15 protein-coding genes are annotated in these 13,972 nt (G+C 40.7%); 12 read left to right on the top strand and 3 right to left on the bottom strand.

All coding sequences use genetic code 11. From position 1 onward, the window contains the following. The first annotated feature begins 104 nt into the window (after positions 1-104). The 10 genes from rseA to acpS all read left to right on the top strand — a co-directional run bounded on the left by rseA (position 105) and on the right by acpS (position 9,101). Positions 105-731 (top strand): anti-sigma-E factor RseA, encoded by a 627-nt coding sequence (rseA, locus tag PR675_RS08320; protein ID WP_014656335.1) that lies wholly within the window; start codon positions 105-107, stop codon positions 729-731. Next, entirely contained in the window at positions 731-1,681 is a 951-nt protein-coding gene (gene rseB, locus PR675_RS08315) for a sigma-E factor regulatory protein RseB (protein WP_004921489.1), read from the top strand. The genes rseA and rseB overlap by 1 nt, the downstream gene beginning before the upstream one ends. Positions 1,682-1,684: 3 nt before the next feature. After that, positions 1,685-2,149, top strand: coding sequence for a SoxR-reducing system protein RseC (gene rseC, locus PR675_RS08310; RefSeq protein WP_014656334.1), 465 nt, complete (start codon positions 1,685-1,687; stop codon positions 2,147-2,149). Positions 2,150-2,377: 228 nt separating this feature from the next. Further along, entirely contained in the window at positions 2,378-4,174 is a 1,797-nt protein-coding gene (gene lepA / locus PR675_RS08305) for a translation elongation factor 4 (protein WP_036943946.1), read from the top strand. Positions 4,175-4,191: 17 nt separating this feature from the next. Continuing rightward, the gene (gene lepB / locus PR675_RS08300; RefSeq protein ID WP_004921482.1) at positions 4,192-5,163 is read left to right on the top strand and encodes a signal peptidase I; all 972 of its coding nucleotides are present in this window, start codon (positions 4,192-4,194) and stop codon (positions 5,161-5,163) included. A gap of 274 nt (positions 5,164-5,437) precedes the next feature. Further along, positions 5,438-6,118 carry a ribonuclease III gene (rnc, locus tag PR675_RS08295; protein WP_004921478.1) on the top strand — a complete coding sequence of 227 codons (681 nt, stop codon included), beginning with the start codon at positions 5,438-5,440 and terminating at the stop codon, positions 6,116-6,118. After that, positions 6,115-7,023, top strand: a complete 909-nt coding sequence (gene era, locus PR675_RS08290) for a GTPase Era (RefSeq protein ID WP_004921475.1) — start codon at positions 6,115-6,117, stop codon at positions 7,021-7,023. The genes rnc and era overlap by 4 nt, the downstream gene beginning before the upstream one ends. Positions 7,024-7,039: 16 nt before the next feature. Beyond that, positions 7,040-7,768 carry a DNA repair protein RecO gene (recO, locus tag PR675_RS08285; RefSeq protein WP_004921473.1) on the top strand — a complete coding sequence of 243 codons (729 nt, stop codon included), beginning with the start codon at positions 7,040-7,042 and terminating at the stop codon, positions 7,766-7,768. 218 nt (positions 7,769-7,986) lie between these two features. Beyond that, entirely contained in the window at positions 7,987-8,718 is a 732-nt protein-coding gene (gene pdxJ, locus PR675_RS08280) for a pyridoxine 5'-phosphate synthase (RefSeq protein WP_004921469.1), read from the top strand. Then, positions 8,718-9,101, top strand: a complete 384-nt coding sequence (gene acpS, locus PR675_RS08275; protein WP_004921465.1) for a holo-ACP synthase — start codon at positions 8,718-8,720, stop codon at positions 9,099-9,101. Before pdxJ ends, acpS begins: the two co-directional genes overlap by 1 nt. 157 nt (positions 9,102-9,258) lie before the next feature. On the opposite strand, the gene PR675_RS08270 is transcribed toward acpS, so the two are convergent. Next, positions 9,259-9,519: a YfhL family 4Fe-4S dicluster ferredoxin gene (locus PR675_RS08270; protein ID WP_004921463.1), complete on the bottom strand. Its 261-nt coding sequence runs from the start codon at positions 9,517-9,519 to the stop codon at positions 9,259-9,261. A gap of 615 nt (positions 9,520-10,134) precedes the next feature. Further along, positions 10,135-10,593: a hypothetical protein gene (locus PR675_RS08265; protein ID WP_004921460.1), complete on the bottom strand. Its 459-nt coding sequence runs from the start codon at positions 10,591-10,593 to the stop codon at positions 10,135-10,137. 198 nt (positions 10,594-10,791) lie between these two features. Here PR675_RS08265 and leuE point away from each other — a divergent pair, with 198 nt between their 5' ends. Both leuE and tadA read left to right on the top strand, forming a co-directional pair. Further along, positions 10,792-11,439, top strand: a complete 648-nt coding sequence (gene leuE, locus PR675_RS08260; RefSeq protein ID WP_014656332.1) for a leucine efflux protein LeuE — start codon at positions 10,792-10,794, stop codon at positions 11,437-11,439. A 172-nt stretch (positions 11,440-11,611) separates the two neighbouring features. After that, the gene (gene tadA, locus PR675_RS08255; RefSeq protein ID WP_004921454.1) at positions 11,612-12,148 is read left to right on the top strand and encodes a tRNA adenosine(34) deaminase TadA; all 537 of its coding nucleotides are present in this window, start codon (positions 11,612-11,614) and stop codon (positions 12,146-12,148) included. 35 nt (positions 12,149-12,183) lie between these two features. On the opposite strand, the gene mltF is transcribed toward tadA, so the two are convergent. Then, positions 12,184-13,827 carry a membrane-bound lytic murein transglycosylase MltF gene (gene mltF, locus PR675_RS08250; RefSeq protein ID WP_239686466.1) on the bottom strand — a complete coding sequence of 548 codons (1,644 nt, stop codon included), beginning with the start codon at positions 13,825-13,827 and terminating at the stop codon, positions 12,184-12,186. Positions 13,828-13,972 lie beyond the last annotated feature (145 nt).

Here is a 13,972-nt window from a genome sequence, read left to right as displayed (position 1 = left end):
GTGTTTATTGAATTGTTTTTTGGAACACAAGATAACGTGCAAAAAATAGCGAAATCAGGGCATTAAACTGTAATTGTGATGCAATTAACTGAAGGTATTCGGGCATGCAAAGAGAGAAACTTTCCGCAATGATGGATGGTGAAGTTCTAGATGTAGAACTGTTAAATGCCATTTCATGTGATTCAACGTTACAAAAACGTTGGGAGAGCTATCATCTTATTCGTGATACTCTGCGTAATGACACACCTGATGTCATCAATTTTGACATAGCGGGTAAAGTCGCCGCAGCATTAGAGAATGAAGTTGTGCGTATTAATCCTCAGGTAGTTGTTGAGTCACAGCCTGAACCTGCAACATGGGGCGCGATGCCGTTCTGGCAAAAAATTCGTCCATGGGCAAGTCAAATCACCCAAATTGGTGTTGCAGCATGTGTATCCCTTGCTGTTATCGTTGGGGTGCAGCAGTATAATCAAAGTAATTCAACGGAATCGGTGATTGATGAACCTGTGTTTAACACCGTTCCCGTTGGAGCAGGCGCACCTGTGAGTTTAAATTTCTCTGATGGTCAACTTTTTGGTAACGAGCAACAAATGCAACAAGTTGAGCAGCAAAATCAGCGTGTAAATGCAATGCTACAGCAATATGAAATTGAAAGACGTTCAATGCTTAATCAGCAATATCATGATAATGATGATATTACTACAGCACCCGCTGGAGCTAAAGCGCGCTAATGAATAAGTGGTTATCCGTCATCTGCCTGGCGGGCAGCCTGATTTTATCTAATCAAGCTTCGGCATCTCAACAAGATGCCGAAGCTCTCTTTAAAGAGATGGGGAGCGCTGCCCAAAATCTTTCCTACGAAATGTCTTTTATGTCCTTTAGTCCCAGAAGCATCGTGCCTGTCCGTTATCGACATGGGATCATTAATAATGTTCCTGTCTCTCAAATGATCCAAATGGATTCTACGCGGCGTGAAATAGTGCAAAAAGGGGAAAGGATCAGTTATTTTGAACCCGGTTTTGATGCCTTCAGCTTAAATGGGAAGCATATTGTCGATAATTTGCCTTCGGTATTATTTGCTGATTATGACAAAATCAAACCGTACTATAATTTTATCGATGCGGGGCGAACCCATATCGGTGATAAGCCTTCACTCGTTATTCGCATTATTTCTAAAGATAACTCTCGTTTTAATTATGTTCTTCTGATTGATGAAGAAAATAAGTTGCCATTACGGGTCGATCTCTTAGATAACAATAACCAAACGTTAGAACAGTTTCGCGTCATTTCAACAGTGCTAGACAGCAAAACGGTGAATGACTCTCTGGTGAATTTAAGTAAGATTAATTTACCACCGCTGCTAGTCTCCCCTCAGGATAATCGTCCGTCATTTAAATGGCGTGTTGGACTTTTACCTCCTGGGTTTGAAGAAGTCTCTCGTTCAAAACGTAAACTTGCCGAAAATGATGAGGTAGAGAGCGCATTATTTAGTGATGGCTTATTCACTTTTTCGGTTAATGTCACTAAAGCTGAGCAAGGCTTGCCTTTAGAACAACCAGTCCAAAATGGCCGCCGCACAATTTATACAATGACTCAGAAACAAAATGTGATTACCATAATAGGTGAACTGCCGTTATCAACGGCACAGCAAGTCGCTGCAAGCATTCGTTTTCAGGAGTAGATGATGATAAAAGAGTGGGCAACAGTTATTCGTTGGCACCAAGGAAGGGCGTTATTGCGTTATGGGGCTTCTTCTGGGTGTGGTAGCTGTAGCGCGCGCGCGGCATGTGGTTCATACGCATTGAGTAAAATAGGGCCAAATACCGAACATCAGCTCGAAGTTGACATTGAGCAACCTTTAGTTGTTGGGCAAAAAGTGGAGGTTGGAATTCCTGAAGGGAGTTTGCTGCGCTCTGCTATGCTCGTTTATTTAACCCCGTTGATTGGCCTATTTCTGGTTGCAGCGTTAGTACAATTAGCGGGTTTTGAACAAGTCTGGGTTGCTCTTTCTGGTGTCGCTGGTGGCTTTTTAGGCTTTTTTTTAGCGCGTAAAATCGCCTCTTATTGGCGGGATGAGACTGCATTTCAACCAGTTATCTTACAAATAGGCTTACCCCCCAACGAACTGTCAGTTCAAGTTGATTGCTGAGTGAAACCGCCTTGCTTGATAGGCGGTTTGGCGAGTTCAGCGCTCCTATCTAGCAAAAACCCGCATAGTTTACAGTTGTTTTACATTGAACCTTTGTGTTACAGAGATCTTCTATGTAAAATGCAGCTAATTAGTAATCTTGTGATAATCATAGCATTTTAGTTCTGCGGTACCTATTTATGCAGAGCTGATTTTGTAGGCAATTTAAAAGAAGATATTACCTTGAAAATCAATAACATAAGAAACTTTTCTATCATTGCTCACATCGACCATGGTAAATCCACGTTGTCTGACCGTATTATTCAGATTTGTGGTGGTTTAACGGACAGAGAAATGGCGGCTCAGGTTCTAGACTCTATGGATTTAGAACGTGAACGCGGAATTACAATCAAAGCGCAAAGTGTGACGCTGGATTATAAGGCCTCCGATGGTGAGACCTATCAATTGAACTTTATCGATACCCCAGGCCACGTTGACTTCTCTTATGAAGTATCACGCTCATTAGCTGCCTGTGAAGGTGCGCTGCTCGTTGTTGATGCGGGGCAAGGGGTTGAAGCTCAAACGCTGGCTAACTGCTATACAGCGATTGAAATGGATCTTGAAGTTGTTCCTGTGTTGAACAAAATCGACTTACCAGCGGCTGATCCTGAACGCGTTGCAGAAGAAATTGAAGATATTGTGGGCATTGATGCGCATGATGCGGTACGTTGCTCGGCAAAAACGGGGATTGGCGTTCAAGATGTTATTGAGCGTTTAGTGCAATCTATCCCTGCGCCAGAAGGTGACGCAGAGGCACCTTTACAGGCGCTTATTATCGACTCATGGTTTGATAATTATTTAGGTGTTGTATCACTTATCCGTATTAAAAACGGTACGTTACGCAAAGGCGATAAAATTAAGGTGATGAGCACGGGCCAAGTGTACAACGCGGATCGTCTTGGTATTTTCACACCAAAACAAATTGATCGCGACTCTCTCAGTTGCGGTGAAGTTGGTTGGTTAGTGTGTGCGATTAAAGATATCACAGGGGCACCTGTCGGGGATACTTTAACGGGCGCTCGTAATCCTGCTGATAAAGCATTACCTGGGTTTAAAAAAGTTAAACCTCAAGTTTATGCAGGTTTATTCCCAGTCAGTTCAGACGATTATGAAGCATTCCGTGATGCACTAGGCAAGTTGAGCTTGAATGATGCGTCACTCTTTTATGAGCCTGAAACCTCTAGTGCTCTTGGCTTCGGATTCCGTTGCGGGTTCCTTGGCCTGCTGCATATGGAGATCATTCAAGAGCGCTTAGAGCGTGAATACAATTTAGATCTGATCACCACGGCTCCGACCGTTGTGTATGAAGTTGTGCAAACGAACGGTGAAATCGTTTATGTCGATAGCCCCGCTAAGTTGCCACCATTGAATAATATCGAAGAGTTGCGTGAGCCAATTGCTGAATGTCACATGCTGATGCCTAAAGAGTATCTTGGCAACGTTATTACACTTTGTGTGGAAAAACGCGGCGTTCAGACAAATATGGTCTATCATGGTAATCAAGTTTCATTAACGTATGATATTCCAATGTCAGAAGTGGTATTGGATTTCTTCGATCGCTTGAAATCAACATCTCGTGGTTATGCTTCTTTGGATTATGCATTTAAGCGTTTCCAAACGTCAGACATGGTTCGTGTTGATGTTATGATCAACGGCGAGCGTGTGGATGCCTTGGCATTGATCACTCACCGAGCTAACTCACAGTATCGTGGTCGTGAATTGGTTGAAAAAATGAAGGATTTAATCCCTCGTCAACAGTTTGATATCGCGATCCAAGCTGCAATTGGTAACCATATTATTGCTCGCTCTACCGTTAAACAATTGCGTAAAAACGTACTGGCTAAATGTTATGGTGGTGATGTTAGCCGTAAGAAGAAACTGTTGCAGAAGCAGAAGGAAGGTAAGAAGCGCATGAAGCAAGTGGGTAATGTTGAATTACCTCAAGAAGCTTTCCTCGCTATTTTGCATGTTGGTAAAGACAACTAAAATTACAAGGAGTCTCAATGGCTAACACCTTTGCCTTGATCCTAACACTGGCGACAGTGATTACGGGGATTATTTGGTGTTTAGATCGCTTTAAATTTTCGCCTGAGCGGAAGAAAAAGCTCAAACATATACAGGAAGTGAGTCAAGGCTCATTAACTCAAGATGAGATGGATAAAGCTGTACGCCGTCCATCGTGGGTTGAAACAGGCTCCTCGATTTTCCCAGTATTAGCGATTGTATTGGTGGTTCGTTCATTTATTTATGAACCCTTTCAAATTCCATCTGGGTCAATGATGCCAACGTTGTTGGTTGGGGATTTTATGCTGGTTGAGAAGTTTGCTTATGGTCTAAAAGATCCCATTACGCAAACGACGTTAATTAAAACGGGAAAACCTGCGCGTGGTGATATTGCCGTATTTAAATATCCAGAAAATCCAACAATTGACTATGTAAAACGGGTTATTGGCTTACCGGGTGATAAAATTGTTTATGATCCAAACGCTAAAGAGCTGACAATTTATCCGAATTGCGCAGATAATAACTGTACGAAACAACTTCCAATAAAATATGGTCCGTTAGCGCCGAGTGAGTGGACCATGTTTTTCAATGTGGAGTCTTTGGTCGATAGCCAAAAAGGTAACTATGAAATTCCTCTTGACGAACCATTGCCAAGAAATGCATTACGTCAATATCAAAGAAGTGAAACTCTCGATACCGTCGAGCACCAGATTTTGATTATTCGTCAGGCCATTACGGAATCTCGTTACATACAGCCTAATATGCCGCCAAATGAGTGGATTGTACCTGAGAAACACTACTTCATGATGGGGGATAACCGAGATAATAGCTCAGACAGCCGTATGTGGGGCTTTGTTCCAGAACAAAATTTGGTTGGTCGCGCTGTATTTATCTGGCTAAGTCTTGAGAAACAAGAAGGTGAATGGCCGACAGGTATTCGCTTTAGCCGAATTGGGCCACTAGGTTCATAAGGTAGATTTATACGGGTTTTCGTGTGAAAACCCGTATAAACCGAAGCATTATTGTTTATCTCAGTGTACAATATAATTTAAATTAATATTTATTGGCTTCTTAATTAACTCTTATCATTTTATTCATTAATAGTGTTATGCTGAATTTTAAGCTTAGTTCTATTATATAAATGAAAGATAAAAGCGTTAAGAGTCAGTGCAAACGCAACAGTTTTGTTTTTTACAGGTCTGTTGCGTGTGCTTTTTTGTCAATCAGAGAAATGGCTGAACGCGCATGAACCCCTCTTTACTTGAGCAATTGCAACGAAAACTTGGTTATAAGTTTAATCAACACGATCTTTTAATTCAGGCGCTTACGCATCGCAGTGCAAACAGTAAGCATAACGAGCGCCTAGAGTTCCTTGGCGATTCTATTTTAAGTTTTGTGATCGCAAATGATTTATATCATCGCTTCCCGAAAGTGGATGAAGGAGATATGAGTCGCATGAGAGCAACGCTAGTGCGCGGAAATACACTGGCGGAAATTGCTCGTGAATTTGAGCTTGGCGAGTGTTTACGTTTAGGGCCAGGCGAACTAAAAAGTGGCGGTTTCCGCCGTGAATCTATCCTCGCTGATACAGTGGAAGCATTGATCGGGGGGATCTTTCTCGATAGTGATATCCAAACAATAGAAAAAATTATTTTAGATTGGTATCAAACTAGGTTGAATGAAATCAGCCCGGGTGACAAGCAAAAGGACCCGAAAACGAGACTACAAGAATATCTACAGGGGCGTCATTTGCCTTTGCCTAACTATATCGTTGTCCAAGTTAAAGGTGAGGCTCATGATCAGGAATTTACTATCCACTGCCAAGTCAGTGGTATTGAACAACCTATTAACGGGGTTGGTTCAAGTCGACGTAAAGCTGAGCAGGCCGCTGCGGAGCAAGCATTGAAAATTTTGGAGATTGAATGAGTGAAAAATTACCCCACTGTGGCTTTGTAGCTATTGTTGGGCGACCAAATGTCGGTAAGTCAACGCTATTAAACCAGCTATTGGGGCAAAAAGTTTCAATTACGTCGAGAAAGCCTCAAACGACGCGCCACCGTATTATGGGGATCCATACTGAAGATGAATATCAAATCATCTATGTGGATACGCCAGGCCTGCATATTGAAGAAAAACGTGCAATCAATCGTTTGATGAACCGTGCAGCTTCAAGTTCAATAGGGGATGTTGAGCTAGTTATTTTTGTCGTAGAAGGCACGAATTGGACTGACGACGATGAAATGGTACTCAACAAATTAAAAGGTCTTCGCTGCCCTGTGATTTTAGCAATTAACAAAATTGATAATGTCACGGATAAAACAGTGCTGTTACCGCATATTGGCTTTGTCAGCCAAAAAATGAACTTTTTGGACGTTGTGCCAATTAGTGCTGAAAAAGGTAAAGGCGTTGATACGATTGCAAAAATTGTTAAGCAGCACATTCCTGAAGCTGAGCATCATTTCCCTGAAGATTATATTACCGATCGCTCTCAGCGATTTATGGCATCAGAAATCATTCGTGAAAAATTGATGCGTTTCTTAGGTGATGAACTTCCTTATTCTGTGACTGTTGAAATTGAGCAGTTCAAAATGATGGAAAGGGGGGGATACCATATCAATGGCTTGATCCTTGTTGAACGTGAAGGCCAAAAGAAAATGGTGATTGGTAATAAAGGTAGTAAGCTTAAAACAATCGGTACGGAAGCCCGCATCGATATGGAAAAGCTGTTTGATACCAAAGTACACCTTGAACTGTGGGTTAAAGTGAAAGCTGGCTGGGCGGATGATGAACGCGCATTACGCAGCTTAGGCTATGTTGATGACCTAAAATAAATTTATTGGTGAAATTGTGAGTGGCTGGCAACGTGCGTTTGTACTCCATTCTAGACCCTTTAGTGAAACGAGCTTATTAGTCGATTTCTTCACTGAGGGGGAAGGCAAAATCCGCTTATTAGCAAAAGGGGCTCGCCGAAACCGTTCACCTTTTAGGGGCTGCTTGCAGCCCTTTACACCTTTGTTAATCCGCTGGGGTGGCAAAGGTGAGATTAAAACATTAACCCATGCAGACCCTATTTCACTCTCATTACCACTAACGGGAACCGTACTTTATAGTGGGTTATATCTCAATGAATTAGTGACGAGAGTCATTGAATTTGGTACTCCGTATTCAGCATTATTCTTTGATTACCTTTCTTGCTTACAATTACTTGCTGCTAGTGAACACACACCTGAAGCTGCGTTACGCCAATTTGAGCTAGCCTTGTTATCCTACCTTGGTTACGGTGTTGATTTTCTTCATTGCGCAGGTAGTGGCGAGCCTGTTTCAGACACAATGACTTACCGTTATCGAGAAGAAAAAGGTTTTATTGGTAGTTTAGTCATCGACCAACTTAGTTTTACTGGTAAACACCTTAAAGCCTTAGCAGCACGCGAATTCCCCGACAGTGACACACTGAGAGCGGCTAAACGCTTTACTCGTATAGCCTTGAAACCCTATTTAGGTGGAAAACCGCTAAAGAGCCGCGAACTATTCCGACAATTTACTAAGCCCCCTGTTGGTAATACACCAAAATCATGAGCTAAGTGTGACCGACAATGGTCAGTATGCCAAATCAAAATCTGCACCACGCCGATATTTTACGAGCCGCTTCTCAAAATCTAATAAGCTTGCTGAAAAAATCGTCAAAATATGGAAAGGCGCTCGAAGCGATAGAGATTTATTCCCACTCAATATTAAATTGCAGTAGGATAGGGGCATTGAGCGTACTTGACTGTATTTATGATAGGGAGTGAAAAATGGCTGAGCTTTTGTTAGGTGTAAACATAGATCATATCGCAACAGTGAGAAATGCACGGGGAACACAGTATCCTGATCCTGTACAAGCCGCATTTGTTGCAGAACAAGCAGGAGCTGATGGTATTACTGTGCATTTGCGAGAAGATCGCCGCCATATTACTGATAGGGATATTGAGCTGCTAAAAGAGACTATTCAAACCAGAATGAACCTTGAAATGGCAGTGACAGAGGAAATGATTAACATTGCATGTCGAGTGAAGCCTGCATTTTGCTGCCTAGTACCTGAAAAGCGTGAAGAGGTCACGACGGAAGGGGGGCTTGATGTGGCGGGGCAATTACCCAAAATTACTGATGCTGTTAAACGCTTGACTGAAGCCGGTATTCAAGTATCTCTGTTTATTGATGCTGATCACACTCAAATTGATGCGGCGCAAGCAGCAGGTGCACCATTTATTGAGATACATACAGGTGCATATGCAGATGCGAAAACGGAGCAAGAACAAGAAATCGAATATCGTCGAATTCGTGATGGCGTAGCTTATGCTGCAGGGAAAGGCCTAAAAGTGAATGCGGGCCATGGTTTAACTTATCATAATGTTCAGCGGATCGCGCTATTACCTGAAATTTATGAATTGAATATCGGGCATGCCATTATTGGGCGAGCGTTATTTAGCGGCCTAGCGAATGCGGTGGCAGATATGAAAAAACTACTCAGAGAAGCGCGTTACTAATGGCAATCGTAGGTCTTGGTACGGATATTGTTGAAATAGCCCGAATAGAAGCGGTGATTAAACGTTCAGCTGACAGCTTAGCGAAACGGATATTGACTGAAAATGAATTTGCGCAGTTTCAACAACAAGCTCAGCCAGCTCGTTTCTTAGCAAAACGTTTTGCGGTTAAAGAGGCGGCAGCTAAGGCGCTCGGTACCGGAATTCGTAATGGATTGGCCTTTAACCAATTTGAAGTCAGTAATGACTCTTTGGGGAAACCGCTACTAACATTGGTGGGGGAGGCTGAAAAACTAGCGCAGCGTATGAACGTAACGCATATTCACGTATCTATTACGGATGAGCGCCATTATGCCGCTGCGACGGTGATTATTGAAAGTGTGTAATTGGCACACAATAGGCTCAATAACTCTTCTTATCCAGAGGGCATATTTGATAAGAAGAGGATGATACCTCGCCGTTATGCGGCGGGGGTAATCAACACTCAGCGATAGCGCTGGGTCGTGAGTAAGTGTCTGGGAACAGGTAGAAAGTGCTAATAGGCTAAATTTTATCAGCATGATGGATCATGACAAACTTATCCCATAATTGTTCTTGTGTTTCAATATGTTGTGGGTCTGTGATAATCGTATTGTTGATAGGGCAAACCGATTGACAGGTCGGTTTATCATAGTGGCCGACACATTCAGTGCAGAGATCTGCATCGATTTCATAAATTTCGTCACCCATATAGATAGCATTATTAGGGCATTCGGGTTCGCACATATCGCAATTGATACATTTTTTAGTAATTAATAGTGCCATTTCAATCAGTTAAATCTGTTACCATAAATAATTCTAATGAGGTGACTAATTCTACACGGAAATAGGGAAATTAAATACTAATTCTATCAATTTCACCTAACATCTTCTTTTTATGTTAAAAAATTGTATTATTTATTATGCATAACTGGAAAAGGGATAAGCGTGGCTATAATTTCCATAGCAAAGATAATAAACATTGTTCAATATGATAACATTTATTATTATGTGCTAAATAGAATGTGTATTAGTAAGATTATCTTAGAGAGTATGAGCTATCTCTATTTAATAGGGAAAAATAGAATAAACACATCGAAGTCGATTGTATTAAGTTAGCCTATTTTTTAGATATACAATTTTTTGTATTATTTAGTGTTCTTTGTTATGTGTCATTAGTTTATTATGGATTAAAGGTTTGGCATTACAGTGACTATAAATTTTAGACGGTGGGGTTTTGTTATTTATCGGGTTAATTAATATTGAAAACGCTGACTGTAAGGCTTATCTAAAATTATCTTATTTAGTGTGGTTGCTTTAATCTTATATAAGAGATAACTGTTAAAATAAAGGATTGGGGTTACCAATCCTTAAAAGGAACTCTTTAGCTATCAAACACTATTATTTTACAATTACGACAGAGAATGATTCCCAATTTTTTGATTTTTCATACTGGTAGTAATAGTATAAAATGCCGTTGATAACGAAGAACGACGCTGTTCTAATTTGCATGCCGTTAGCGTTAAAAGTAAAGTCGTAAACATTTTCAAGATTGCCATTATCTAAAACAACAAAGAATTGAATGGTCTTTTCTTCTAAATTATAACCATAAATATACTGTTTATTCAGCGTTAAATCTTGTACATATTGTAGATTGCTAAGGTAGCTGTTTAATTTCCCTTTATGGATAGGAGCACTTGTATCAATAATCCCTTTATCACTAACATTATAAATAAAGTAGGCCTTATCTTGAGGAGTATGGCCTAAGAAGAATATTTTTTTTGCAGCAGTGTAGACAAGCGTGGTTGGGTAAAACTGTTCAAATATACCCGCTTGAATACCTGATTGGATCAGAGACATATCAGCTCCTTTATTTATTAGTAAGTTAAATTGTTTATAAGCACTTTAATATTATGAAAATAAGGCATATTTAAAAATAATCATTATTATTAGCTTATTTCATATTTTTAAATGTTATTGTAATAATTGAATTTATAAATATTCACAACTGGTTAAGATTGTGATAGTAATAAGAAAAAAATGGTTAAGGTTTTCATTATGTTTGAAAGTTTTGGTGTTTTGAATTTCTGGACTTATATGGCAGGGTTGATTTTTATCATCATAGTGCCGGGACCAAATTCATTATATGTTTTAAAATCAAGTACATCTCATGGTACTCAAGCAGGGTATCGGGCAGCATTAGGCGTATTTACCGGTGATGCAATACTCATTTTTCTCTCATTTATTGGGGTTGCGTCAGTGATAAAAGCGTCACCTACACTTTTTATGGTCGTAAGGTATTTAGGCGCGGCGTACCTGTTGTACTTAGGTTGCAAAATTCTTTATGCGACTTTTAAGCAAAAAAAATTAGCAAGTTCAGATACTGAGCCAATGGTGGTTAAATCAGAGAAAATTTTTACGCGTGCGTTGATCCTAAGCTTAACTAATCCAAAAGCGATTCTATTTTATATCTCCTTTTTTATTCAATTTATTGACTTTAATTACTCGCACGCTTGGGTTCCATATTTGGTGCTCGCGTCTATTTTGGAGCTTGTCAGCTTTATTTATCTTAGTCTGCTGATTTTTAGTGGTTATCTTATCGCGCGTTTTTTACGTGAAAAACAAATATTGGCTAAATTGGGTAACTGTGCGGTAGGAAGCTTTTTTATGGGGTTTGCTGCAAAATTAGCGATTTTTAGTAATTAAGGCGAGATTTTGCCTTGTTCACACTGTTGTCTATTTATCAGTTATCGTGGCACATCAAAACCACGGTAACTTCCTCTCTATGCAGTGATTGATAAATTTCCTCATTACCGCCCTACAGCAACTCAAATAATTTACGGTATAATCTATTTAAATAGATAGATTAGAGGTTGCTGTGACACAAGCCGAAGTTGATGAGTTCTGGATGAAGCGCGCTTTAGAATTGGCGAAAAATGCTCAAGATGCAGGAGAAATACCTGTTGGTGCTCTATTAGTGAAAGATAATCAATTAATTGCATCGGGTTGGAATCGTTCAATCGAAAGTCATGACCCTACAGCTCACGCAGAAATAATGGTGTTACAGCAAGGTGGTCGTGCGCTTAGTAATTACCGATTATTAGACACAACACTTTATGTAACGTTGGAGCCGTGCATTATGTGTGCTGGCGCATTAGTACATAGTCGAATAGGGCGTTTAGTCTATGGGGCGAGAGACTTTAAAACCGGTGCTTGCGGTTCATTTATTAATATCTTAGAGCGCCCCGGATTAAATCATTATGTGGATGTGAAGGGCGGGGTTTTAGAAGAAACCTGCTCAGCGATGTTAAGTAATTTTTTTAAAATGCGTAGAGCACAAAAGAAAGCGCAGAAACAGATGTTGGCGCAAACAGAAGGTGAGTGCGGAGGATGTCAGCAGCAAAAATCACCTTAATCCCTCTTTCATAATAATTAGCTATGATTAAGTTTCTAATTATTTGTTGTTACTGGCTCTGTAGGCTCCTTGGCATGGGAGCCTTCCTGTGTATAGGGCGAAAGAAAATATTGCCCCAAAGTGAGCGTATCCTTCGGGGGAATAGCGGGTAACTTCTGCTGTACTGGGGTAGATTGAACGTGTTTTAGGCTAACCTTTTCTTGGTGGGGATTTTGTGTTGAAGATGCTTGTGGTGCGTTTGAGGTCACATCATCCTGTTTTGCGGTGTCTGCATTTTCAACAGCCTGCTTCTGCTCGTTAGGCGTTGTAAGAGGCGGAAATAAAATGAGCGATTTTTCCGCAATCGCTAGTGCACGCTGTTTTTTGTCTTGGTTTTGTAAATACCCAACCAAACTTTGATGGTAGCGGCGAATATTTTCAACATAGCGGTAGGCTTCGTGACCCCGTGCGTAACCATAGTTAAGTTGAGAATAATATTTTTTTTGTGTTAGAAGAGGTAACCTTGATTTCACATCTAGCCAGCGGTCAGGATCACCTCCTTGCATTTCAGTTAGCTTTCTAACATCTTGCATGTGGCCATAGCCCATATTATAGGCGGCTAAAGCAAACCAAATTCTATCGTCATCAGCAATGGATACTGGCAGGCGCTGCATCAGATATTCGAGATAGGCAGCTCCTCCTTTAATACTCTCCTCAGCGTCTAACCTATCAGCGACACCCATGGTTTCCGCCGTTGGTTTTGTAAGCATCATTAGTCCACGTACACCTGTTGGTGAGGTAGCCAAAGGATCCCAATGGGATTCTTGCCATGCAATAGCGGCTAAGAGTTTCCAATCAAGGGTCGTGGCATATTTTTCAAATAGTGGCTGATAATTGGGCAGTTTTTTGTTGATAGCATTAATAAATGAAATGGTATCAAAATAATCGAATGAACTAACGTGACTGAAATATTTTTCATCAAGTCTTGCGAGTAAGTCTATTTCATTACTGACATTGAAAAAGTCGAGAAGGGCAGCGTTTAGGCTATCGTCATTAAGACGTTTCATATACCAAGTAATGGCGTGATCATCGACTAAATCGAATCCAACAGCAATTTCTGGATGAATGCGTTGTTGGAGGGCAACGGAAATTGAATCTTCGAGTGTATAGTCAATCAGCCCTTCGGCAACCATTTCTAACAATTGATTGGTTGTGTATTCGGTAGTTTCTTGCCAAGTCAGCTCTGGGTATTTACTGGCTAATGATTTGAGGGTGCTGGCGTGTGCAGAGCCTGCCATAACCACCAATTTTCCTTTAATATCATTAAAGCTCTTAGGGCGAGTAGAACCTTTTCGGTAGACCAATTGCTGTGTCACATTTAGGTAGCTTGGCCCAGTTTTCATTTTTTGTAATCTATCTTTATTATAGAGCAGACCAGCAACCCCGATATCTGCATTCCCCTCTTCAATATCATCAAAAATAAGCTCGACGGTGGGTCTCATGGTGATGATTAGTTTTACGCCGAGGTAATCGGCAAAGCTTTGTACAAGCTCATAATCAAAACCATGCAGATTCGCTTCATCGTCAAGATAAATCAGGGGGGAGCTAATCGCGCTGACTCGCAATTCACCTCGAGAGAGGATTTGATTGAGTTGATTATTTTGTGTATTGGGCCAGCGGAGATTCAGTCCGATAATCATGGCCGCAACAAGCGCAATAATCCCAATAATGAAATAATTAACCTTGATGTTATTCAAAAAAAATATCTCGTATGTATACCCTTTATACTTCAAGTCCAGATTGCTTTGCACTGTTTAGCAATCGAAGCTGCTATCCAAGCGAGTC

The sequence above is a fragment of the Providencia sp. PROV261 genome, assembly GCF_028477945.1.
Lineage (GTDB): Bacteria > Pseudomonadota > Gammaproteobacteria > Enterobacterales > Enterobacteriaceae > Providencia > Providencia stuartii.
Note: the sequence above shows the minus strand (reverse complement) of the source record. Positions and strands in the feature narration are given on the sequence as shown.